This is a genomic window from Ulvibacter sp. 2305UL32-6, from assembly GCF_058148545.1.
The window spans coordinates 168,392-193,430 of record NZ_JBYVKA010000005.1 but is presented as its reverse complement, the minus strand read 5'-3'; the positions used below and the strand labels follow the sequence as shown (position 1 = coordinate 193,430).

The following is a 25,039-nucleotide window of genomic DNA, read 5'->3' as shown; positions in this document are numbered from 1 at the left end:
TCTATGAAATACCTCTTTGTATTATGCTGTTTAGTGTTTGCTATTTCTAGTTGCACCGTGCAGGAACGTATAGTTTTTGATAATAATATGGGAGGCACTTATGAAAGTGCTTTTGATCTTTCATCTATGTTGGCCATGGTGCCTGGAGGTGGTCAAGAGTCGGATGAACGCAAACAAGAAAAAGTTGATACGTTGATCGTTTTTAATGATATTTTAGAACGTATGAAGGACAGTATTGCGACGCTTTCACCAGAAAAGCAGGCTGAACTTGAAAAAATGCGAAACATGAGCATACATATGGTTATGGATGATGCTGAAAATGTTTTTACGTTTACCGCTACTAAATCATTTGCTGAGTTCAGCGAAGTAGAATTTGTCTCTTATCAAATGGACGAAGTTTTTAAGCAGGTAAAGCAACAAAATTCATCGTCTCAAGCAGGCGGACCCGGTGGCGATATGATGAAGACAGATAAGGTGCGTTATACCTTTGAAAATAATGTTTTTAGGCGCGTTGATCCACAAATACTCGCCGAAGAAGAAGGGGAAGAAGTGGAGTCGCTTGATGAAACAGAAGAGGAAGCCGCCGAAGAAAATATGATGAAAGGGATGATGGCAGAGTTTGACGATATGCTTGCAGAGTCTGACATGACCCTTGAGTACACTTTTCCGAAGAAGATCAAATCGGTTTCTCATAAGGATGCCGTGATCTCTGATGATGGTAAAACAGTTACCTATACCATTGATTGGAAGACATTACTAGAAAATAAAGACATGTTGAAAAATTTTGAAGTCACTTTAGAAGAATAAATTTGAATAAAAACATTCACATACAGGATTTAGGGTTAAAAGATTATAAGGACACGTGGGATTACCAAGAATCGCTCTTTAAAGAAATACTTGACCTTAAAATTAGAAATCGTCGCGAGTCACTTAGTTTAGAAACGCCTAACTATTTTTTATTGGTAGAACATCCACATGTCTACACTCTAGGGAAAAGTGGCGATTTTGAAAATCTTTTGATCCCCGAAGCGAAACTAGCCGAAATTGGAGCTAGCTTTTATAAGATCAATCGTGGTGGTGATATTACCTACCACGGTCCTGGTCAGATTGTAGGATACCCCATTTTGGATCTAGAAAATTTCTTTACAGATATTCATAAATATCTTCGCTTCTTAGAAGAAATGGTGATTCTAACGTTAGCTGAGTACGGTTTAAAAGCAGAGCGATCAAAAGGGGAAACAGGTGTTTGGCTGGATGTGGGCACGCCGTTTGCGCGTAAAATATGCGCTATGGGTGTACGTGCGAGTCGCTGGGTAACTATGCATGGTTTTGCGTTGAATGTCAATTCTGATCTTGGGTATTTTGATCATATGATTCCCTGCGGAATTAAAGATAAGGCAGTTACGTCATTAAACGTTGAATTAGGCAAGGCTGAAATTTCTATGTCTGAAGTAAAAGGAAAGCTCCTAAAACATTTTGCTGTACTCTTTGAAGCTAATTTAAAAGAAAATTCCGAAGCAGTGTAACTTCGGAATTTCTAATTTGGCTCGTTAATTCACCAAATTTATCGAGGGGATTTTTTATTCTACACCAGTTGTATTTGTTGTATATCTGATGGTGATCTGTGCACTTCTAATAAGGCCATCAGTGCTTATACCACCGCTTCCATAATCTTCTGAACGAACCGATATTATATGTGATTCACCTGCATTCTGGGAGTTAAATACAATTCCGTATGCGGCACCGTTGTACCTATTGAGCGGATCACCAGTATATTCAAATTCTTTGTTTGAAGAAAGAGGACTTGAAACATCAACCCATGAACGTGGTGGATCTTCGTCGTCGGTCATGGGCTCAATAACATTCATAGCAATGGGATAGGTTAATCTTGCTTTCTGGATTCCTCCAGGATCTCTAGTAATATAAAACATATTAAACCTTTCCCCAGCCTTTAAAAGCATCACATTTGAGCTAGGTTCATCAGAGTCAAAAACTCCTACAATATTGCCTTGGGCATCCAAAAAGCTAATACGGTATGAAGGTCTTTGGCCGTCTTCTTGATCGGCTGTCGTTTTGCATCCTAAACAGATTAAGCTTAGCATAATGCATCCAAAAATTAATTTTTTCATAATTAAATGTTTAAAAAAGTTAGTATTCTGGGTGACTGCTTTAGCTTTCTGTTGTTTTATTCTGAAAAGGAGGTAAGTAGATTTCTTCCTAAGATCCTCCCCCTATTATTATAATCTTCCTGTTTTACCATGCCAACACCTTTTGCAACCCACTGTTTTGCTTGTCCTGTGCGAGCCATCCCCATTTTTGTCATCGTAGTGTATTCGATTACATAACAATCAAATGTACCTGCGGGTGTGGTAAGGTTTTCTTGGGCAATCACTTTTCTGTTTGTTACCGTAACCTCCATATTCATATTGATGCCACCCATATTGACTTTCATGTTCATCTCAGCATCGGGTAGTTCATCGCCAACCGTTAAATTATTTGGCATGATGATATTGGTTCCGGAGATTTCGGTTTCCATTCCTCTAAATTGATCAAATAGGTCTGGACTCATCATTGATTTAAAATCAATTTCTAGTTCGCTGCCGTTACAAAACACGTCAAAGGTAGATTCTGTTATAAGATCTCCATTTTTGTCTTTTAGGCGAGCTTGAACGTTAGCTGTAGTTAGTCCATTTACAGTACTTACACCCATGATTGTTACTTCTTGACTTGCGCTTACATTTCCTCTTTTGCCATAAGAAGTCACGGTTGATACAGTCCCTTCTGTAAACGGATAAAAGGTGCTACAATCTTGTGCAACTACCGATACGTGCAGCAGCACGGCTATTAAGGTCAATTTTAAAATTTTCATTGTTGTTATTTTTTATATTTATAATTAATTTGATGGGCTAACCAGAATTTCTACCCTTCGGTTTTTTTGTCTGTTTTCTTTGGTATCATTGGCTGCAACGGGTTGCGTTTCTCCAAATCCTACTTGCTTAAAACGGTACTTTTTAGAGAGTTTTTCTGAAATGTAACGACTCACTGCTTGAGCTCTTTGTAGGGAGAGCTTTTGATTAGTTGACGGGCTTCCTACATTGTCTGTATGCCCTTGAATGGTAATGGTGCCCGATGGAAACACTTCGATAGATTTTACCAAATCATCTAATGCTTTATGGGCAGAAGGCTTTAAGGAAAACGCTCCTGTGTCAAAAAGAACAGCGCTGTCAATATTTAACAACATGGCGCCCCCAATTGCTGCTACTGCATCAATATCGGCTCCAGGAATGCCACTGGATGTTTCTAAGTCGGTGAGGCGTACATAATTAAAGGAATCACCTTCAACTACAAAGGGGGCTATATCTACCATGGCTGTTCCACCATCGATTTTCCCAACCTTGATCCAGCTTTTTCCATCTTTTGAGATCTCGAGATTCGTTGGCTCAATGGCGCCCATTTCAAAAACATACAGATCTGGACCATTCACATTTGAAAGTGCATTATTGGTAAAAGCAAGTGTTATTTGTCCTTTTAGTCCCAAATTGCATATCTTTTCATCTACTTCAGTAAATGTTTTGGTACTCATGTCTGGAGCATGAAGAGCCCCATTAGCATGCAATCCTGAAGGTCCAAACTTTGTATCAATTACAACATCGGCAAACGAAGCATCACCTAAAGGAAGGTAGACATAGTTGCCCCTTTCATCGACATACGTATTTTCTAAGGTATTACCGTCTTTTATCCAAGCCGGATTTGCCTTTGCGAACGCTGTAGCTGCTTTTTTAGCTTCCAGCTTAAATTGATTAGCGAGATGCCTTTTTTTTGCGATTGCTTCGGAAATTAGTTTTTTGAAATTCTCGGAAGCTTTCCCGCTTTTTAAAAATGACTGTATTGCAGCGGGTGGTTGGTAGTTTAGATACGCATCGGCAACTTTTGAGGACGGAACGGCTTCCATCATACGTGGAAATTCTTGGAGTAATTCTACTTCAACTTCAGTAATGCCATAATGATCTACAATAATGGCGAGTGTTTCTTCTTTGGAAGTAGCCTGTGTTAGCTTCAGTAGAGTGGTCATTCGTTTTTTATTGTTGTCCTTATTATATGTGCTGAGATTTTCAGTTAAAAAATTTTCTTTGGAATTTAAATCGTTTTTAGCCAGTAGTTTTGTCACTTGTTTTTCAGTGCCTTGCACGTTGTGTTTATTGCTCAGCATATTTTGCTCGCTTGCCATATTTGCCGCAATAAGTGCTTCGGCTTCTTCGCGGGTCATTTCTAGTCCTGAACCTTTCATGGTTTCTTTTAGGGCCGTCACCATTTCGGCTGCTTCATCCTGAGCACTTTTTTTGCCATGGGTATTGATCACCTTTGCCTGGGCCGTTTCTAAGGCTTGGTCAAATTGTGCACGGGAGAGTTGATGTTTACTTAAGAGCCTTTCATAGTTCATCTCGGTGGCAAGCGATTCAATTCCTTCCAGCATTTTTTCAAAGCCTTCTAAGCCTTTCTTCGTTTGGTCGTCTATCTCCCAGCCATCTTCTTCGGCATCGCCTACAAAATCGGTCATAGCAAATCCGTCGTCGGTATCTTCTGCTCCAGCAAATTCAGCTTCTGAGGTTGTTGTTTCGTCTGCTTTTTTTTCTTCCGAAGTATTTCCGCAACCAGCTAATAAAAGCATTATCCATATTCCAACAATGTAAATGCTTTTCATGGTATTAATCTTTACGTGCATAATTCATTTTGGTAAACTCAAAATACAAATAGCCAAAACGATCATACCAATCCTCAATGCCGTGAGCTGCCTCACAATCGTTGAGTTCCATAAGAATGTCGTGTTGCGATTCAATAAGTTCTGCATATTTCTTATCATAAGCAGTTTTAAGATCATTTACCGATTTTATCACACCAATTTTTTGCGATTGCCATGCGAGGCCAGAAACGCCGTGATATCCAGAAACATTATCTCCAAAGGCGATCATTCTATCTGTAAAATTTTTAGTACAAGTATAGATCGTTTTTAGGCGCTCAAAGGTGTATCGATTTTCGTTAAATCGTCCGCGTGCATCAACAAAGCATTGTTCACATTCATCGGTTTCACAAAAACTCGGAATTTTTGGCATGCCTGGAGGTGCGGCGCTGTTCATACAATTGTTAAGCCCAGTATATGCATCATAGGCGCCTTTAGCGGCGTTGTATGTGCCTAAGCCCTTATTTACGCCATCACCTAAGGACCCCAATCGTTTGAGTCCGGTCATCACATCCTGTGCGCCTTGATAACCACCTGGACGTTCTTCGGCCGTACGATCTCGTAGCCAATCTTCATATTGTTGCTGACTATTGGGTCCCCAAGTAGTTCCTCCGTGCATTTGAGAATATCCTATTTGAGTAGCTCCCAATAAAAAGAAAATAAGGATGGTGGCAGATTTCTTTTTGTTTAGTACCATGGCTAATAGAAAGCCAATAACTAATAAGGCAACACCAATTACGATGTATAAAAGCATGTTATTTGAACCTCCAGAGTTGTCGTTTGTAGCTCCATTACTACTTTCAGATTCTAATTTAAATTCGCCAGGACGGGCTTTCCTAAAGGCAGATCCGAGAAATTCTTTTACCGGTGGATTTGCGTAGATAATAAGTGTATAATTGATCTCTTCACTTCCGGGTTTTACATGAATTCCGAAGTCACCTTCGGTTCGAACTTTAAAGTGAATGATGCCGTTTTCCGAAGTACTTGTTTTTTGCGTTTCAACAATATCTTCCCAGTTGGTATTGGCAATTTCTACTTCAAAATCGGGGTCTCCATAATTACTGAAAAGATACACATCGATGGGTCGAAACATATCAACTTTGGCAAACCAATATTGTGGATCTTTGTCTATAGTTGCGTTGGTAATGACTCCAGAAGCGCCTTCAACTTCTTTGTCGTCAATCAATTCAAGCTTGACGGGTTTTATCTTCTTATCCATTGAAAACGGCTGTGCGCTTATCTTTGAGCAAAAAAGGAAGGCAAGAACAAATAAATAATATAGTGGTTTCATAATGTTTACTTTTTATGTTTTTGTAAGAGGTAATTGCTCAGCGTAATCGCTAATTGCTTACGAGCTTCCTGTTGTTCTTTGCTTAATTTCTTACATTCTGTTTCGCAATACTGAATTTGTATGGTTCCATCATAGTTGTTATTGAATATCATCAAAAATCTATTGAATGGATGGATGCATAAGTAGGTGTCTTTAGTATCACTTAGAATGGCGGTTAACGGACTTCCTTCTTCTTTATAGTTTTCTATTTCTCGTGTTATATCGTCTTTTGAGAAAGGATGCCATTGCAATGAAACGATCCATTTAGAATTATCAGCGAGTGTTATTTCATAAGAACAGCGATTATACTTTATGACTTCGTCAATGTTGCCCTCTGGAAGATCTAACGCAGTTGCAATATCTTTCGCGCTTACAAAACTGCAGTCGCCTTTCTGTAGCTTAAAGAGCGTGCTGTAATCTCCATGTTGTGATAGAGAGATATCGTCTTTGCTAGCATTGCTTTTTGCTTCAGTGGTGATCTCTTTGTTCTCTTTTTTTTCTGAAGTAGTATCGACGTTCTTCTTCTGTGAAGAATCACAGGCTACGAATAATACAACAAGACAATAAGCGAAAATATTTTTCATAATAGTGGGTTAGGGGTTTTGTTTTTCTTTTTCTTGACCTTCTTGGATCGCCTTTAACAAAAGAGTGTTAAACTGAGTTTTTGCTAGTTCCTTCTTTTGGGGATCCAAGCTGTTGTTATAGGCTTGGTATTGTTCGGTGAGTTTTGCTTTCATTTCAGGAGTAGCGTCCATTTTATTGACAAGCGTCGTAAAATCTTCGATACCTTTAAATTCTTCAATGTTCATCATATTTCCGAAGATATCTCCATAAACATTGGCTTGTAGATCCATAAAATTAGTAGTGGTTTCTGTTTTGTTTTCAGAGGCGTTACTATCTGGCAATTGGGCATTAGCTATATATGAAATGCTGCAAAGAAGCCATAAGAAGTACGTACGATTTTTCATGATTTACTGGTTTAAGAGTTCTTGTGGATAAAATGTTTGAATGCTATCTGATTGTTGTTCTGTTTCTGAACCGATCACATTTTTAGATTTTTTGTTACGTTTTTTCCGACGTTTCTTTTTTTTCGGAGCGTCGATAACTGAGTCTAATACACGATCGGTACTCCTGTGTGTTTCGTTTTCAACACGTCGCTCGACAGTTTTCTCAACAGCGTTTTCTGCTCGCTTTCCCAATTTTTTAAAGAGTTGTGCATTTGCTGAAGAGCTCAACAAAATAATGGCGACAGTAACTATAATTTTGATAGGATTCATCTGTTTATTTATTTGTTAATGAGTTGTTTGTGTTTATAAAAGTAGGCTAAGTTGCTTTGTAATTTTGGAAGTGAATACATGATAATTAACAGGGGAAAAACCTTAAATTTTTGAGTTTTATTTACCTTCAAGTGCGTTAAGTCGTTGCTCCAATGCATTGATTATCTTTTGTTGTTCTTGAATGGCTTTTGTCAATACGGGAATGATGTCACTGTAATACACTCCTAAATTTTCATTTGGAGTTAAAACACCTGGGTTTTTTTCATCGGGATATATGTAATCATGGGTTTTGACCACTTCGGGAATGACTTCAAGAAGTTGTTGTGCTGAAAACCCTAATTTTACTTCGGAAGGATTTCTATCATGCTTCCATTGATAGCTAATAGGTTCCAGTTTCATCACTTCCGCCAAACCATAATTCAATTCCTTAATATTCTTCTTTAACCGAATATCGCTGGTATTAACAACCCCTGCAGTTGCATAGACGTCATCCCAGCGGAAGGTACTTGTTCCTAAATCATAGGTATTGTCAACAATAGGAGCCCATGCGCCAAAGGGTCCACTAATGAGATTGCCAAAATCACTGATATATTCTGTTGAACCAATACCAATAGCGGTACCATTTGTTAGATCATTTCGGTAGAATGACGCCACGTATTCGAGCGTGGTGCCGTTAACAGTTGCACCGTTATTGGTAAGACTAGCGGTACTTGTCCCAGCAAACATAATATCTTCGGCAGCACTGACACCAAAGGCTTCGGGATTGTTTTCAGACTCTATTCTAAAATCTACATTAATACCTTGTTCGTTAAAGACGGTGATAAACCCAGCATCTAATCTGTGTTGCGGAGTCCCATTGCGGTATAGGTATAAGGCGCCATCTTGTGCAGCGATGTTAAACATACGCCCTATATTAGCACCAGTGACGTTATTATTTTCGGTTACGATAACTTCACCACCAAAATAGCTGTTACCATTGTCACGAACTTGAAAATGATTTATCCCGTTATCCTGCACATTGAAATCTCCCGTGCTCGATAAGTTAAAATTAATATCGAATGTACTTTGTGCAACGGTGGTATTTTGATTGAGGGTCCCACCTAGGCGCACAACTCCTGCGGCTTCTGTTAATCCGTTTTCGGCAGTTAAAATAGCCGGATTGTCTGTCCAGTAGCTCGCGCCCAATCCATCTGTTTCTATAATTTGATTAGCCATTCCTCTGCTTGGAGGTAATGTGTAAAAATCTGGAACAGGATCTGTGGCGTCATTTGTGCCAACGGCGAGCCTTCCTTTAAAATAACCTGAAAAACCACTTGCACTAAATACATCGGAATATACACCATAGTGATTGCCACCCGCTGCGGGGTCAATATAATTGTGAGAGCCATATTTTGCACCAGTACCTGTTCCTGTGAGGCGGTTTCTAGAGCCATAATGAATGCCATTTGCTGAATTTTGAACCTCGTTGAAAATTCCGTATTGCGAACCTGTACCACTTGATTGTAATATATTTCGAGTTCCATAATGACTACCCGAACCTGTTCCAATCAACGTGTTTCTTGTTCCAATATGCATACTATTGCCGGTATTGTTAATAATATTATTTGTAGCCGTCTGTGTGCCCGTGCCCGCACCTTCTAATGAATTTGTGCTTCCTATGTGAGCGCCTCCACCAGTGTTATCAATAATTACCGAGTTTCCGTATTTTTCAGCATCTGCGCTACCTGAAATCACAGTTTGAGATCCGTAATGGATACCATTACCAGCCACGTTTACATCGTTATAAGTAGCAAACTGCGCACCGCTACCACTTCCGCTAAGCACATTATACGCGCCGAAGTGTGGTCCTGTACCGTTTCCGCTTATCGAATTATAATTTCCGTATAAATTATCATTTGAGATGCTCGCTACAGCATTATAATTTGCAATGTGCGAGCCTGTACCTGCGCCATTAATTTCATTGTACGAACCATACATAAAGCCTGCACCCGTTCCACTTATTCGATTAAAAGTACCATAACTAGGAAAGAAACCGTTAGCGGTGATTTCATTAAGTGTACCGTATTTTCGAGAGTTTCCTGTACCGCTCATTCGGTTTTCAATACCAATATGTTCTCCCGCGAGGTTATTCAGACTTTGGTTAAAAATTCCCCAATTTGATCCAGTTTCAGTAGTTGATGATAAAATATTTAATCCACGGGATACGACTGCATTTGTATTGATTCCCACAGCTCCATTGGTAAATATGTTATCAGCTATAGAGTTTGGCGGACTCGTTGTTCCTTCTTCAAACCAATCGGCGTCACCTCCCGTACTGGATCCTATAGCGATCCATGTGCCTCCTTCAAAATAATAAAAACCAACACCCGAGCCGCCAATTGTTGCAGCGTTCGAATTCCAGATTAGGAGTCCGTCGGCAGCGGTATTTACACCATCAAGCATAGTGTTGCTAACATCGTTTAAAGAAACTCTTGGAATTAATAGTCCTTGATCTGAAGCCGTAATATCTAAAGCAGCAGATGGATCTGGCAATACTGTTCCAATACCCACTTGAGCCATAATGTTATAGCTGATGAGTATTAAGATGATGAGCGTGAAGTTGCGAAAGTGTTTCATTTTTTAAAGGTTATTTGTTTTATAACTTTATTTTTGTGCATAATACTAAGGGTGTACACTCCTTTTTTTAAATAGTTCACATTGAGTAAGATGCGCTCTGAAGGCATCGTAGGTAGGTCGCCCGAATGTGTAAGTCTTTTTTTTTTCATAATGCTGAGGAAGTACCCTTTGGTAAAAGTAGTTGTGAATCAAAGGGTTGACTATAAACCATGTAACAAAGACTGTGATCTATGTAACAGCGGCTAAAAAGCTTGAATTGGAGTAGGTTTATTGATTGTTTTTTCCGTAGATAGTAGGGGAAACACCGAATTCTTGTTTAAAACACTTGGTAAAATAGGATGGATCATTAAAGCCAACGCTATAGCCAACTTCAGAAATAGATATTTTACCTTGACGTATTAATTGCGCGGCTGATCGTAAACGCTGAGTTCGTAAAAATTCTGAAGTTGATTGCCCGGTTAATGCTTTAAGTTTTCTATGCAATTGCATCCTACTCATCAGCATTTTTTCGCTAAACTGACTCGCAGAGAAATCGGAGTCTGTGAGATATTCATCCAGGACCTCTTGTAATTTGGTTAAGAATTGTTCTTCCGAAGAAGAAATTGCTATATCCTTTGTTTTTAGGATCACTTCGTTTGAAAAGCGCTCCTGTAAAGCGCGTCTTGTTTGAAGCAAACTCGCCACGGTTGCTTGTAAATACGATGAGCTAAAGGGCTTTGAAATAAAGGCATCTGCACCCAATTCAAGACCTTTTAGTTGGTCGCTATTTTCGTCTTTGGCACTGAGTAAAATAATAGGAATGTGAGAGGTGAATTCGGCAGATTTACATTTTTTTGTTAAGGTATAGCCGTCGGATACGGGCATTTTTATATCACTTATAATGAGATCGGGAATGAGTTCTTGAGCCTTCTTAAAGCCTATATCACCGTTTTCTGCAGTGTGAATTTGATATTCATTTTCAAAAATCCCGCTGAGGTAGATTCGAATGTCTTTATTGTCATCAACAATGAGCAGAACAGGAGCATCCAGTTCTTGTTTTTCATTTTCTTGGAAAGTATTTTCTGAAATTTCCTCAAAATCAACATTAGAGTGCAGTTCGCTGGAAAGTTTTTCGTCGTTTGAAAATTCCGAAGCAAGCATAGGAAGGATAATGTTAAATTGAAGGATTCCTTTTGTTGGAATCGTTGCGGTGATCTTGCCGTGGTGAAGTTCAACCAATTCTTTCGTTAAAGCTAATCCGATTCCGCTACCGTTATTTGAATCACTACTTTGATAAAATCGATTGAAAAGTTGGTCTAATTGAACAACCGTGTTCTTGTTGTACGCATTTTTAATGATGAAATGATAGCTGTCTTGAATAAGTTCGCCTTTTATTTCAATGGTACCATGTTCTGGGGTGTACTTAACGGCATTGCCTAACAAGTTTGATAGTATTTTCTCTAGTGCATCACGATCAAACCATACTGAAGTATTTGACGGTTTTAGATCTGATACAAGTGAAATGTTTTTTTCTGCCGAAAGGAAGTCGAAAGCAGCAACTTGAGCTGCTACAAAGGTATCTATTGTACCAGGTTGTACGTTAAGTTTTAACTTTCCGCTTTCTAGTTTTGCCAACGCCAGTAACTGAGCAACGAGTCGTTCCATTCTAGCCGTATTTTGCTGTGCTATTTTTAAATTACGCACCTCGCTTTCAGATAGATCATTTTTGTTTAGTTGATCTTCCAACGGCCCTTTAATAAGTGATAGAGGCGTTCTAAATTCATGAGAAATATTTGTAAAAAAGGATGATTTAAGATCACTCAGGGCCTTCATGGCCTGTTTCTCATCTCGTTCTTTTTCCAAAGAATATTTGGTTTCAAGCCGTTTTTGCTCATTGGCCTTGTTTCGAATGGTTAAAGCAGAAGAGAATACGATGATCTCCGCAATGGCAGTGATAATAAAAAGCGAATTATTGTTATAAATTACAGTTAGGATATTGCCAAGAACAAGTAGTTGACTCCCTACAAGAACGATGATCTCTATCAGGCTCGGCTTTTTAAATAATAGTCGTGTAAATAAGTAAAAGCTGATGCTTGTAAAGATTATTTCGAAACCAATAGCAAGTATATATCGAAACTTAAAATACGGATAGAAGATCATAATGACCAAAGCGATAACTCCCAATACGATCATACCTTTTAGCGTGAGGCGCGAGAGTTTATACAAACGAAGGGATTTACTTTTAAAGTCTACAAAACAATCCACAAAATAGAGATAGAGCCCAGCAGCAGCAATGTGCATACTTTGTGTTAGATATAAGTAGATCTTGGGATGTAGTTGATTCAGCAAATTGTAAAAGAACGGGATACGCCCTATAAACAGTAAAATCAACGCTAGTAAATAGAAGCTGTAATTGCGATAATTCTTGTCTTTGGTTATAAAAAAAGTGACCAATAGCAAAATAAATGATATTAAGAAAATACTTAAAAAGCTGTAATAGCGAAGCACCTTATTATCTTGTGACAGCGCATTTTTACTATACATTTTATTTTTAGAAAAGAAGACGCTAATGGGGTATTGAAGGTTCTTTTTTCCCCAAAATGACAGGGGTTGTTTGTTTACGTAAAAGGGTTTTGAGAAATCGATAGACCTTATGGCTAGCGTAACTGATGAACGTTCATAACGATGAAAATTGATCTGTTGTTTAGCGATTCTCCCCGTTTGCAGTTTGTAATATCCGTTTTGAGAAGGAACATATACATCGGCCAGATCACTTCCCCAAAAATATATAGTTAGGTAATTGCTGTCAAAAGCATGTTCAAGTTGAAATCGATACCAATGTATTGCTTGAGTGTCATCATTAGGCTCTAGGAAGGTTGCAAATTGCTGTTCTTTTATGGCTTCAAAGCTTTGCGTTCTGCTGCTGTCGAGATATACCGAGACCTCTTTTAAATCGTATAAGGTTTCTTCATCCGGAATGCTATTTAACTGGGCTTCGGTTGTAAAAATTGCACCGAAAAAAGCCAAGACTAAAATCAGTTGAAATCTAAATTTATAAGAGAATGCTATAGACATTACCAATTGCAGTGGCTTTAGGGATGATACATCATCTAAGTTAGCTAGTAACTTAAAGATACGCAATAATATGTCATTCAATTGTTTAGCTGTAGGACTATTGTAACAAAAGCTAGTTACATTGTCACAACTTACTCAACGCTATAAAGTAAGATCTCATCGGTGGCGCCTTTAACCACAACACCTATCTTTTTATTGTTCTTTACATCGCTCAAGTGTGCTGCGTCTGTTCCGTATACGGGAAATCCTTTTACAATCTTCCCTGATCGATCTAAAACGTACACCTTGTTTTCTTGTGTTTCGGTGATAGCAATATAGGTTTTACGGTTTATCTGGAAGAGCGCAGGTTTTGAATAAATTCCGAAGGGTAATTCAACCAAAACGCCATTAATTCTAAGTAAATTATCATCTAGTGTTACCTTGGTGTTTCCTAAAACAGCAAAACTATAAGAAGCCGTGACATCTAGTTTTTGTGTACTTACTTTGCCAGATTGGGTAATGGATTTTTTCTCCTTGTCTTTAGTGATGATCACAAAATTTTTGCCTTCTCTCATCACGGGAGTTTCAGAAAAATTGATATTTTCTTTAACGCTAACACGTGATTTTCCTACGCGACTCAGAATATTTAGTAAACCATTACTTTCAGCAATGACAATATAATCTTTGTTGCCCATACGAATATGTTCTGGCGCCAAAACAATCTCCGATTTTGCAGTTTTAAACGTAAATCCTTTGACAATTTTCGCTTCATTATCGTACATAAAAACCTCTTTACCTTGCGTAATGACAAAGCGATAATTACGTTTGTTGTCATAATCAAAAACCGCCAATGGCTGGGTTATGGGATCCTTAAATTTTAGCGGAAATGGCTTTACCGTTTTACCTTTACGATCGAGAATATAAAATGTATTTTTGGTCACAAAAGCTAGTTGCTTTCTTCCATTCTTTAAAAGGTCAACTTCTTGAATTTCACCTAAAATAGGTCCGTCGAGCTTATTTTTCCAAAGTGTTTTTCCGCTATTTGAAAGCAGATAGAGGGTGTTGGCAATATCTTGAACAGCAATATCCTTTTCTCGCGTTGTATAATTACTGAAGAATACTGGGTTCCCCATCACAGCTTCGTCTAGTTTCACATTAAATTGTTCCCTTACCGTACCTATGGATTGCACTTTTTCTGAAGCCGATTTACACACTAAATTGACATGAGCAAAATCACGATCATAACTAAATTGAAGCGCTACCAAAGGATATGCATTTACTTGAATTCTCGCAATTTCATCACGTGATCCGCTTCCGAAGAAAGCTGCCAAAGCGGGAGAAATAGCCGATTTCATTTTGAGGATAAACAAGGAAGAAGCGTTACTTATTTCTGTGCTCGTACTTTCAAAATAGGGCGTTTTATTGAGACAGTCATTATTTTTATATGCCGAAATGATCTGTTGCGCAGTGCCCTCGGTGTCCGTAAAAACAAAGAAACTATCGACCTGAAATACGGTGCTTAACGAAGTTGCCGGAAGTAGTGGAACAAATACTTTATGGAAAAGATCAGGTTGGTTAAAATCATATAAAACAACCTCTCTAAAGGTTTCCTTTTCTGAAATAAACCGGGCCAATGCCTCTTTTGTGATCAGCGGATCGATACTTTTTAATACCACAGCATTACCTGTGCTTAGAGTAATATAGCCTATTTCGCTCGCTGAATCAAATAAGCCGTTGGTTTGAAAATTTGTTTTATCACTTCGGAATGTTTTAAGATTCTTGATAAGCTTTTCGGCATCGTTAAAAGTAAAGGAAATAACATCAAGTGTTTCTCGGGGTGTGATATTCTGTATATCGTTTTGCTGAGGAATTTGCCCTTCAAAAACAGAAAGCAATTGTGGGATAGTGTCACGCGCTAAAGACACACCAGTTGCGGTGATACGATCTGGAAGGATCTGTGTTTTTAGAGCTGTCCAATTAGCAAAGACAACTTGTGTGCTATCTGAAAGGGGTACCTCATTAGATCGTAATAGAATATTGAAATCTGAGGTTGTATTCATACCATAAACCTTCGCAAATGTGGGTTCCTTCAGTGTTTTTTTATCTAAAATTCCTTCTAAAATTTGCTGAGACGAACTCGCGATAAACACGCTGTCTTGGATCGCGGTAAAGGCTATCTTTTTAGCGATGGTAACACGCTGTATTGATTTGTCACCATATGTTAGTGTTTCTATTGTTTTGTCTTTAATAGAATCACTTACAAACAGCGTAGGGGTGTGTTTTGTAATGTAAGTATAGACAGTAGTACTATCATTAACTTCTGAAATAGCGATCACACTTTCTCCCGATGGATGAAGGTGTTTTAATAGCGAAGCCTCTTCAGAAAAAAAGGAAAACGCAGTTGTCTTGTTAAAAGCAGCAATAAAATCGTTGTTCTTAATATCTGATGTGAGTCGGTCGATACTTTGAACCTTGAAGACAATCTTTGCATTTTCGGGAATATAATCGATAAGTGATCCCTGCCTTGGAGTTGTACTTTCGCAACCCAAAAGGAATAAGATACTAACGAAAAGGACAAAGATTTTTTGAAACAATTTCATAAAACAAAAGTAGCATGATTTGATCGCTAAATAGAAAATTCTTTGAAATGTTTATTGACGGGTTTTTAACAATAGAATATTGCAATTGCAGGCGACGCTAATTACGATATTTGGTGAGTTGGCGTTAGATTCAAAAAAGAATGAAACTTAGTATTTACAGGTCAAGCCACGAACGGAATGGGGTGGTTCGCGACCGACTAACAATGTCCTTTAAGCCTGTGGAGAGTTCTATTTCTATGCGACTTTTAGAAAGAAGATTCATTTTTTTAATACTTGCTATGTGAATTATACACCTTCGGTTAATTCTGAAGAAATTCATCGGGTTTAAAACCGCTTCCAACGATTCAATACTTTGGTTGATCACAAAGCGCTGTTTGGTATTCGTGGTCATAATGGTGACGTGATCTTCAAATACAAAATAGCTGATGTCTTCTATTGCAATCGAATATACTGTGTGATTGATCTTTGCAAAGAATCGCGATTTAAAACGCGGCTGAATTTGGGTTTGATTTTGAAAGGTAGATATCATAAGTAAAGCGCTACATAAAGGATGTTTTAACAACCTAAATGTAGCTCTAACTGAAGCGCGATAAAACTATCTCTAGACAAACATAATTATTGTTTAATAAGTTTGATGGTTTGGGTAGATCCATTGCTGAAATGTAAAACGGCTATTGCCATCGAATCAGTTTTTAGTGGAACTATGTTTAAACCACTTTTAATGCTATGCCCGGGCTGCTTTAGTAGCAGCTTACCATCGATTGAATGTACTGTAATGTCAAGCGTCATTGCCAGTTTTGATGTTATAAACAGACCGTTGTTCTCATACGGGTTTTGATAGGTAATATTAATTATCTTTTTCTGTAAAACGGTATCGTTGACCGAAAGTATGGCCTCAGCGCCTTGTCCGCCAAAAGCGCCCATGTCGTTTCTGATGGTTCCGAAGGCAGGATAAAGTGCATTTCCTGGTGACGCGGGGTCTTCAATATCGTTGTAAATATTTGTGGCATCTCCTGCATCAACGCAGGGAGAGGTAGGTTTTAAGATAAAGGTTCGGTCACTATCAAAATCGGGATTGTTATCAATAACACCTTCTTCGTCACCAATACCATCAAATCCGCCTTCAATATTAGTGTAGGTCATGGTCGCATTTCCACCAAAACGCTTATAAATTTGCGGGAAACCATTGTCTGAGGTGTTTCCGTATATAATTGAATTGATGATAATTGTTGACGTGCCTGTAGAGATGATCGCACCACCGCGATCGCCAGAATGATTGTTAACAATGGTATTATTTTCTAATGTTATTGCTTCCCAGTCTACATACACACCGCCACCGCCGTTAAACGAACCGGTTGCTGTATTATTTGAGATCACGTTATTTTTTAGCACGGCACCACCGCAATAGGCGATCATGATCCCGCCTGCGTAACCACCGGTGTTCCTTTGAATAATGTTATTTTCTATCGTTGGGAGTCCGAAACCCATTCTAATTCCGCCGCCACCAGCACCTGTGACACCAGCTTCAGCAACACAGACATTATCGGTAATGATGTTGTAAATAATTGTGGGAGATGACTGATTGATAATAATTCCTCCGCCAGTTCTAAAGTAGGCATCATCGGCAGGATTGTAGGTTTTGGTTCCTGTTCCGCCAGTGATGGTAAAGCCTTTTAAAACCGCATCGGCATTTTCACTCGTAATAAACGATACAACGCTGCCTTTGTCTGGATCGGTGGCCATACTGCCATCGATGATAGTTCTGCTAATGTCTAGAACATCTCCCGAAGTATGAAAGTTACTAGTTACTATAATACTCTTTCCAAGAAAGTCGATGTTTTCAAAGTAGGTGCCTTGAGATACAATGATCACATCACCATTGGAAGCGGCATCTATAGCCGATTGTATTGTGACGTATTGAGATGGGACTAATAGATCTGCTGCCTTTGTAGTAGAGAGTAAACCACTTAAAAGAATAAAAAGTAAGATTGATTTCATAGTAGTGTTTTTTGATTATGACTGAAATTACATCATATCACAAACACGCGAAAAAACAATTGTTTGAACGGAAATTCTTGGGGGGTGAACAGACAAAAAGCCTTTTAAAAGAGTTTTAAATGTATGAAGTTTACTAGCATTTCTAAAGCAGTCTAAAACAAAAAAGCCAACCTCAATTACTGAAGTTGGCTTATATAGTATAAAAATCACCTTATTTCATCATCATCTCATTTAGCTGTTTGGTGTCAACATATTGCTGAAATGCTGTTAATTTTCCGTCTTTTACGGTCCAAAGGTGAGCTGCTTGTGCATCTAAAGTTTTGCCATTGTGTTTTGATGTGGCATTGTAGCGAAGAGTAGCGAGTACTTGATCATTGCTCATTTCGTGCAATTCGATATCGCTCAACTTAAAATCGTTAAAATCAACGGGAAGTTTTGCAAAGACACCTTGTAACACAGCATCTGGGCCAATGTACGGATTCCCGGCCGCTAAAGCATTTCCTTCAGCCTCATTCCAAACAATTTTAGCATCCATAGCGCCTAAGGCGGCTGGAATATCACCCGTTGCGAATGCGTTGTATAGACCTTCAACTACACTCGTATTATTTGTGGGGGTTAGAAATCTAGAGCTTTTATAGATTTTCCAATGACCATCCACCCTTTTTAAGGTGTTTACAAATTCGCCTCTTAAAACCATTTTGGGTTCGTTAAGTTTGTTATAAACAAAGCTGCCACTAACAAACATATAATCCTTTCCCAAAACAGATTCGTCTATGCTTGTTAGGGTAATATCATATTCTCCCGCTGCAAAGGTGGCAGCATATTGTTTTTTAATATTGTCTACGCCCGAAATCATACTTCCGTCAGAATTTCTAATGGAGGCATCTTTAGTATATAGTGCGTCAATATTGTTAATATTCGAAGTGTTTATCGTGGTGATATACAATTGATGTAGTTCGGCTATTGCATCACTTTGAGCATTGGCTTGATACGTGAAAGATGCGAGTCCTAAGAAGCAGACTAAAACGAGTGTTTTTTTTAGATGTTTCATAATTGTTTTTATGGTTTATTTAGTTTTCAGATTGGTGAACTTCCAATTCTATTTCGATTAAAAATTCGGGTAATGCTAATTCTTTTACACCCAACCAAGAGCCCGTAGGAAATTGATTTTTGTAGATCTCTGCTCGGTAGGCAGCTACCTCTAGAAATTTCGACATATCGGTGGTGAAAATATTTTCGACGACGACATCGTCGAAGGTGCTTCCATAATGTGCTAGAACTTTTTCCAGATCGGCATAGCAATTTTTCATCTGTTGCTCAAAATCACCCACGGCTGTAGGGTTTCCTTCGTTATCCATACTTACAGCGCCCGAAACTTTTATGGAGTTGCCAATTTTTACAGCGTGCGAATACCCATACGCTTTTTCAACTTCGGGTCGCAGTAAAAAATATTCTGGTTTTTCGGAATGATTTTTAGCTTCTACCACAGCTTCGGCAGTGTTCATTTCGTTCTTGGCCATCTCCTCTTTAGGTTGTTCGCAACTAAGAAGAATGTTACCTAATAATAAAGTTGTAAAAGTTAGTTTAAGTAATGTTTTCATTTTATAAGTTTTAGTTAGTTTTTATATTCTGAAACGATGAGTGATCGTATTGTTGTTGAATTGTTTCGTAGTGGATCGATCTTCCGATAAGCTTCTGAACTTAAAAAATTTTGAAGCGCCTCCATCGAATTCCATTGTAATACGATCAAATGATTTGGATTCCAATTCCCTTCGGCAGGAATTATTTGCCTCTTTGGTTCGTTCTCTAATCCTATTCCGCTTGAGTGCACTAAATAAGTTCCACCATAGTTTTTAATAATGGGTTTAAGGTGTGATTGGTATTGTTTGTATTGAATTGAATCATGCACCGATATGTCTAGAATAAGGAGTGTCTTTTCAAGAGGTGATCCTGTGATTTCTGAACCAATATTTTGATGCGGATCTGCATTTTGTGCATACATTGTATTACTGATAAAAAGTAGTACAACGATAGCTTTGAGTATAGAGAGGTAGCGATTCATTATTCAGAGTAATTTTTTAGGGTTTCGAAAACGGGTCTGAAGTCAATGTTTAAGTCGCGTTTCGCCAGATCGTTCTTATAACGTATCACACCTTTTCCTTTGGGCGGATTACCATTGAGCATTTGATGCATATCACTAATAGGATAGGTTTCACTGCTTAGCAAATAATCTTTACCATGGAGTCCGTTTTTTGTAGCAATTTTATAAATAGCATTGGCAACATCTTGTACATCTACAAGTGCAAAAGGCACGTTATTATCGTACAAACTTTGAATAAAATCGTTAGGAGCTATTTTGTTTTTGATCAAATGTTGAAGTCCGGAAGAGGTTGAATCTTCACGATTTGACAAGGATTTCCCCATCACTCCCACAGGAGAAACTGTAGTGATCTCGAAATGCAGTTTAGGGTGTTCTTCCATAAACTTTAATACCACCTGATTGGCGATAAATTTTGCTTGAGCATATGGATGACTCTCCGTACTTGTAAATCGCTCGTCGTTCTCATCGTAAAGGTCTGAAAAATCTTTACCTCCTGCGGGCATAGGAAAATTGGTGTTCCAGCCTGCTACAGATGCTATAAAAACAACCTTTTCAATGGTGGGAGTTTGCTTTACGACTTCCAGAAAATTTTCTGTGCCTTTAATTGTTGGGTCAAATAATTCGATTTGTGGATTGGTAACATCTAACTGGAAAGGTGTGCCACCGTGAATAACAATGTCGCAATCGGCAACAAATTCTCTTAGTTGTTCTTTGTTTTCAACTTTGAGTTCGAAAAATTCTAACAAATTGTTTGGATCGAGGGCAATTAGGTGCTTATATTTTTCCTTTTTAAAAATATCTGTTACGCCCACTTTGGCCTGCAGGTTATTTTCTAAAATTTTCTTGGTGATATGACTTCCAATAAAGCCTGAGCCACCAATAATACCTACTTTTTTCATAATTAACTTGGTTAGTTAGTAATGTATATTGATAGTGTAATTCTAGTTTTAAAATTACTTGTTAAGTGCGTACGAGTCAATCACACGTTAATGTGATTTTAGGCATGTTGTTCTGAGTATTTAAAATGCATAAGAAGGTAATCAAGCAGCAGAAATACTGTTGATCGAGTCAAAGCACGAGCGAAATAAGATTAGGAAGTAGGAGACTGGCCTGCGAACATGGAACCACACATTCAGAAATTAAGATTATTCTGAAATTGTACAATAGTGAACTATTATTAGAGCTTTAGTTTTAACTGCTCTGGCAGTAATCTAAAACTTTTTCTATGCAGGTCTGTAGGACCGTATTTTCGGATGGCATCTCGATGCTCTGCCGTTGGATAACCTTTGTTTTTCTGCCAATTATACATTGGAAATTGGTCGTGAAGCATTTTCATATGGGCGTCGCGATAGGTTTTGGCGAGAATGGAGGCAGCGGCAATATGTAAGAATTTTGCATCGCCTTTAACAACACATTCGTATGGCGTTTTTCCGAAGGGTTTAAAACGATTCCCATCAACGGCAATGAACTGTGGCTTTAATTTTAGATCTTTTATAGATCGATGCATTCCTAAGATAGATGCATTTAGAATATTTATTTGATCAATTTCTTCCATAGAAACATGCACTACAGCATACGATAAAGCTTCCGCTTCTATGATATCTTTTAGCAGGAGCCTTTTTTTTTCTGAAAGTTGCTTGCTATCGGTTAAATACGGATGAGTAAAATCATCTGGTAGGATCACAGCAGCAGCTGTAACGGGACCAGCTAAGCAGCCACGCCCAGCTTCGTCTGTGCCACATTCTAACAGGTGATGATGTATTTTTAATTTGAGCATCTAGCAAGCAAAATACAAAGAAGCGCGGCTAATTCCCAACAAAAATAAGCTGATGTTTTATTTCCGAAGAAAACAACATTACGTATATTCTAGCCGTTAAAGACTATCGGTTTTAAAAGCAATCTGCTATATTTGTCAACAATTCCTTTCGAATGAGAAACACTCTTTTGCTACTTTCTTTTTTATGCGTTACGGCATCAGTGTTCGCTCAACTTACAAAGCCTCAAAACGGTTCTCGACCTGCTGAGAACAGTGCTAAATCAACACAGGAGATTGAAAAACCACCTATTGACCTTTATAAAATTATTTCCGCAGTACGAGATACTACTTTTGTTGACACTACGCTAAGTATAGAAAAAGAATACAAATTCAACTATTTACGCCGAGATAATTTTGAGTTGTTACCTTTTTCAAATGTTGGTCAAACCTATAATTCATTGGCATACACGTTTGATGATCTCAATTTAAAACCCAAGTTTGTAGCACAGTCGCATCATTTTAATTACTTAGATGCCAAGGATATAAGCTATTATCACGTACCTACTCCGCTAACAGAATTGTACTTTAAAACCGCCTTTCAACAAGGACAGCAATTGGATGCTTTTTTTACAGTAAATACTACCGAACAATTTAATTTTTCGGTGGCATATAAAGGAGTTCGCTCGTTGGGTAGTTATCAGCACATTTTAACGAGTACAGGAAATTTCCGCTTTACCACAAACTACCACACAAAAGATAAGCGCTACAACATTAGAGCACACGTAACTTCACAGGATTTTACGAATGAGGAGAATGGCGGATTGCAAGATGTGTCTATTCCTTTGTTTGTCAATGACGATCCAGATTTTGAAGACCGCGGGAGGTTGGAAGTGAATTTTGAAAATGCTGAGAATATCATCAAAGGGGTGCGCTATTATATGGATCACCAATACGAATTGATCAGGAAACAAGACAGTCTAAGTTACACGATACTTACATTGGGAAATAGTATCAGCTTTGAAGAAAAATATTATCGATACTCTCAAACGGCCCCTTTTAGCGAGTTTGGAGACTCTTATAAGACAGCCGATCTTAATGATAGAGTGTCGCTAGACGACTTTAACGCGAAGGCCTTTGTGTCATTCAATAATAATATCTTCGGAAAAATCAGGGGATTTGTTGGTTATACCGACTATAATTATGGGTATAATTCGGTTTTAATACTAGATGAGGGTCGTATTAATAACAGACTCAAAGGAAATCTGGTTGAGGCTGGTGCAGAGTACGAAAAGAAATATCGCGGGTTTGAGCTCTTCGGAAAAGCGGCGGTGAATGTGTCTGGTGATTTTGATGGAAATTATATCAGCGCTGGAGCAGGTTTCGAACTAGATGCCGAAAACCAATTAAAAGGAACAATCACATCACATTCGGTGGCGCCAAATTTTAACTTTTTGCTTTATCAAAGTGATTATGTAAACTACAATTGGCAGAATAATTTAGACAATGTGAAGCGTCAGGAATTGAAATTCGAATTACAATCGAAGAAATTATTTGATGCTGAGGTTAGCTATACGGGAATTGATGATTATGTGTATTTCGGACTCAAACCAAATGATTCTACGCCTACGCCTATACAATCACAAGAACGCGTTGATTATTTAAAAGTGAAAGTAGGGAAGGAGTTTCGTTATGGTAAATTTGGTCTGGTGAATACAGTGTTATTTCAGCAAGTTGCTAACGGAGAAGATGTTTTTAACGTACCGCAAATAGTAACAAGAAACACGGTGTATTACGAAGATGAGTGGTTTAAAAAAGCCTTGTTTTTGCAAACGGGCGTTAATTTTAAGTATTTTTCATCTTATAATATGAATGCTTATGATCCTGTTCTCGCAGAATTTTATGTTCAAAATAGCGAGGAATTTGGAGCTTTCCCTTTGGTTGATATTTTCTTTAATGCAAAGATTCGTCAAACCCGAATTTATGTAAAATTTGAGCATGTTAATGCCTTGTTTGGCAATACAAATGAATATTTTTCGGCACCGGGCTATCCTTATCGCGATCCTGTAATTCGCTTCGGATTGGTTTGGAATTTCTTTTTGTAATTGTCTTCCGAAGGAAATACTTAAAAGCTATTTATAAGTAACGAGAATATCTGCCACTTTCTTTAGGTTAGATGCAACAATTTCTGTTTTTGGTGCTAGCGGAAAGGCTTGCTGTCCGGGTCTGTTAATAAAAGCAGCCCGCCATCCAGCCCAGAGCGCTCCTGCAACATCCCAGCCATGAGCAGCTATCAACATACATTCTTCGGGTTTAACGCCCATCTTTCGAGCGCCCCACGCATAGGTGTCTGAAAAGGGTTTGAATTTGCCCACGTCTTCAACACTTAATCTTTCGTCAAAATATTCGGTTAAACCAGCACTTTCAAATTGCTTTTTTACTCCTTCATTAGATGAATTGGTAAATGAAACTAATTTGTATCCATCTTTTTTTAATTGGGCTAGTGCAGTTTTTACTTCGGGATGCGCAGGGAGTCCGCGTAATGCATTTACAATTGTATTTCTAGCATCTGCTTCGGTAATTGAAAGTCCGTTATTAGCCGCTACCATCTGTAGTGCTGCGGCTCCGATGTATCCAAAATGTTCGTACTGACCGCTTGCCGTAGTAACTAGGGAGTATTGTAGCATGGTAGTAAACCATAATGATAGTAGATCTTCTCTTCCGCCTAAAGCGTCACTCACCTTTTTTTTCATGTCGGTAAGATCGAGGAGGGTTTCGTTTACATCAAAAAATAAAACTTTCGGACGTGTCTTTTCGTTTGTATCATTCTGTTTGTCTTGTGTGCTTCCTAAAGCTAGGTTAGGGAGTAATATTCCTGTTGTTGCCATAATTCCTATGTTTTTAATGAATTTTCTTCGATCGTTTTTCATTTCATCTCCTTTAAGAATTTTATGATATCATTCGGTTCTGCTCGCTTTCTGTAATCTGCATTTAAAAACGCATATTGGATTAGCCTGTTTTGATCGATGATATAGGTTGCTGCTAGAGGTAACTCGTCACTTTTATCGCCATTGTATTCATTTAAGCCAAATGCCGTTTCATAAATGGACGCGACCTCTTTAGTTAGTTTAAAAACAAGCCCGTATTCTTTTCCAGTTTTATTGCCTATGTCGCTTAAAACTGTAAATTTTAAATTGTGTTTTTCTGAAGTGTTTAAAGAGTTGTCTGGTAGTTCTGGAGTTAATGCTATGAGTGTAGCTCCCGCTTTTTTAAAATCTGGCAATTTTGCTTGTAATTGACGTAATGTGATATTGCAATACGGGCACCAACCACCTCGATACCAAGTTAAAATTACAGATCCGTTTTCTAGTTCATTATATAAAGAAACAGGTTTATTTAGCGCATTTTTTAGCGTAAAATTTGGAGCTTTATCTCCTACTTTTAAGGCCTTGTCAAGAATTCCAGAATCTTCTATACTTGCGATACCATCGGCATAAATCTGCTTTTTTTCTTCTGAAAATTTTGCGGCACCTGCTTTACGTTGAAGTTCTAGCAAGGCATCCAATGCAACTTCCTCTTTATTTATTTCCATT

Annotated in this window: 22 protein-coding genes; 3 read left to right on the top strand and 19 right to left on the bottom strand. The window is 38.2% G+C overall.

All coding sequences use genetic code 11. From position 1 onward, the window contains the following. The first annotated feature begins 3 nt into the window (after positions 1-3). Together ACY2RU_RS15820 and lipB are read left to right on the top strand one after the other, a co-directional pair. A complete protein-coding gene (locus ACY2RU_RS15820; protein WP_490139455.1) occupies positions 4-807 on the top strand; it encodes a hypothetical protein in 804 nt (267 codons plus the stop codon). Positions 808-809: 2 nt separating this feature from the next. Next, positions 810-1,526, top strand: coding sequence for a lipoyl(octanoyl) transferase LipB (gene lipB, locus ACY2RU_RS15815; RefSeq protein ID WP_490139454.1), 717 nt, complete (start codon positions 810-812; stop codon positions 1,524-1,526). A gap of 54 nt (positions 1,527-1,580) precedes the next feature. Here the strand turns inward: lipB and ACY2RU_RS15810 are convergent, their stop codons facing one another. From ACY2RU_RS15810 to rnhB, 17 genes are all read right to left on the bottom strand, one after another. Continuing rightward, entirely contained in the window at positions 1,581-2,129 is a 549-nt protein-coding gene (locus ACY2RU_RS15810; protein WP_490139453.1) for a hypothetical protein, read from the bottom strand. 56 nt (positions 2,130-2,185) lie between these two features. Further along, positions 2,186-2,869, bottom strand: a complete 684-nt coding sequence (locus tag ACY2RU_RS15805; protein WP_490139452.1) for a TapB family protein — start codon at positions 2,867-2,869, stop codon at positions 2,186-2,188. 24 nt (positions 2,870-2,893) lie between these two features. Next, the gene (locus ACY2RU_RS15800; protein ID WP_490139451.1) at positions 2,894-4,702 is read right to left on the bottom strand and encodes an OmpA family protein; all 1,809 of its coding nucleotides are present in this window, start codon (positions 4,700-4,702) and stop codon (positions 2,894-2,896) included. A 4-nt stretch (positions 4,703-4,706) separates the two neighbouring features. Further along, positions 4,707-5,957 carry a hypothetical protein gene (locus tag ACY2RU_RS15795; RefSeq protein WP_490139450.1) on the bottom strand — a complete coding sequence of 417 codons (1,251 nt, stop codon included), beginning with the start codon at positions 5,955-5,957 and terminating at the stop codon, positions 4,707-4,709. Positions 5,958-6,034: 77 nt separating this feature from the next. Next, positions 6,035-6,652: a hypothetical protein gene (locus ACY2RU_RS15790; RefSeq protein WP_490139449.1), complete on the bottom strand. Its 618-nt coding sequence runs from the start codon at positions 6,650-6,652 to the stop codon at positions 6,035-6,037. 9 nt (positions 6,653-6,661) lie between these two features. After that, entirely contained in the window at positions 6,662-7,036 is a 375-nt protein-coding gene (locus tag ACY2RU_RS15785; RefSeq protein WP_490139448.1) for a hypothetical protein, read from the bottom strand. 3 nt (positions 7,037-7,039) lie between these two features. Next, positions 7,040-7,345 (bottom strand): hypothetical protein, encoded by a 306-nt coding sequence (locus ACY2RU_RS15780; RefSeq protein WP_490139447.1) that lies wholly within the window; start codon positions 7,343-7,345, stop codon positions 7,040-7,042. A gap of 117 nt (positions 7,346-7,462) precedes the next feature. Next, the gene (locus tag ACY2RU_RS15775) at positions 7,463-9,961 is read right to left on the bottom strand and encodes a phage tail-like protein (protein ID WP_490139446.1); all 2,499 of its coding nucleotides are present in this window, start codon (positions 9,959-9,961) and stop codon (positions 7,463-7,465) included. A gap of 267 nt (positions 9,962-10,228) precedes the next feature. Then, on the bottom strand, positions 10,229-13,096 hold the full coding sequence (locus ACY2RU_RS15770; protein WP_490139445.1) for a response regulator: 2,868 nt from the start codon (positions 13,094-13,096) through the stop codon (positions 10,229-10,231). A 50-nt stretch (positions 13,097-13,146) separates the two neighbouring features. After that, entirely contained in the window at positions 13,147-15,594 is a 2,448-nt protein-coding gene (locus ACY2RU_RS15765) for a hypothetical protein (RefSeq protein WP_490139444.1), read from the bottom strand. 154 nt (positions 15,595-15,748) lie between these two features. Continuing rightward, complete coding sequence (locus tag ACY2RU_RS15760; protein ID WP_490139443.1) at positions 15,749-16,123, bottom strand: LytR/AlgR family response regulator transcription factor; 375 nt, start codon at positions 16,121-16,123, stop codon at positions 15,749-15,751. An 86-nt stretch (positions 16,124-16,209) separates the two neighbouring features. Beyond that, positions 16,210-17,592 (bottom strand): right-handed parallel beta-helix repeat-containing protein, encoded by a 1,383-nt coding sequence (locus tag ACY2RU_RS15755; RefSeq protein ID WP_490139442.1) that lies wholly within the window; start codon positions 17,590-17,592, stop codon positions 16,210-16,212. Positions 17,593-17,803: 211 nt separating this feature from the next. After that, a complete protein-coding gene (locus ACY2RU_RS15750; protein ID WP_490139441.1) occupies positions 17,804-18,643 on the bottom strand; it encodes a DUF4440 domain-containing protein in 840 nt (279 codons plus the stop codon). A 19-nt stretch (positions 18,644-18,662) separates the two neighbouring features. Beyond that, positions 18,663-19,193 (bottom strand): RidA family protein, encoded by a 531-nt coding sequence (locus tag ACY2RU_RS15745; protein WP_490139440.1) that lies wholly within the window; start codon positions 19,191-19,193, stop codon positions 18,663-18,665. 14 nt (positions 19,194-19,207) lie between these two features. Further along, the gene (locus tag ACY2RU_RS15740; RefSeq protein WP_490139439.1) at positions 19,208-19,654 is read right to left on the bottom strand and encodes a DUF1330 domain-containing protein; all 447 of its coding nucleotides are present in this window, start codon (positions 19,652-19,654) and stop codon (positions 19,208-19,210) included. Then, complete coding sequence (locus ACY2RU_RS15735) at positions 19,654-20,592, bottom strand: NAD-dependent epimerase/dehydratase family protein (protein WP_490139438.1); 939 nt, start codon at positions 20,590-20,592, stop codon at positions 19,654-19,656. Before ACY2RU_RS15735 ends, ACY2RU_RS15740 begins: the two co-directional genes overlap by 1 nt. A gap of 278 nt (positions 20,593-20,870) precedes the next feature. After that, the gene (rnhB, locus tag ACY2RU_RS15730; protein ID WP_490139437.1) at positions 20,871-21,470 is read right to left on the bottom strand and encodes a ribonuclease HII; all 600 of its coding nucleotides are present in this window, start codon (positions 21,468-21,470) and stop codon (positions 20,871-20,873) included. Positions 21,471-21,622: 152 nt separating this feature from the next. On the opposite strand from rnhB, the gene ACY2RU_RS15725 reads away from it, so the two are divergent. After that, positions 21,623-23,551: a putative porin gene (locus tag ACY2RU_RS15725; RefSeq protein WP_490139436.1), complete on the top strand. Its 1,929-nt coding sequence runs from the start codon at positions 21,623-21,625 to the stop codon at positions 23,549-23,551. A 27-nt stretch (positions 23,552-23,578) separates the two neighbouring features. On the opposite strand, the gene ACY2RU_RS15720 is transcribed toward ACY2RU_RS15725, so the two are convergent. Both ACY2RU_RS15720 and ACY2RU_RS15715 read right to left on the bottom strand, forming a co-directional pair. After that, positions 23,579-24,376 carry a haloacid dehalogenase type II gene (locus tag ACY2RU_RS15720; RefSeq protein ID WP_490139435.1) on the bottom strand — a complete coding sequence of 266 codons (798 nt, stop codon included), beginning with the start codon at positions 24,374-24,376 and terminating at the stop codon, positions 23,579-23,581. Continuing rightward, positions 24,373-25,038, bottom strand: coding sequence for a peroxiredoxin-like family protein (locus ACY2RU_RS15715; protein WP_490139434.1), 666 nt, complete (start codon positions 25,036-25,038; stop codon positions 24,373-24,375). The genes ACY2RU_RS15720 and ACY2RU_RS15715 overlap by 4 nt, the downstream gene beginning before the upstream one ends. Position 25,039 lies beyond the last annotated feature (1 nt).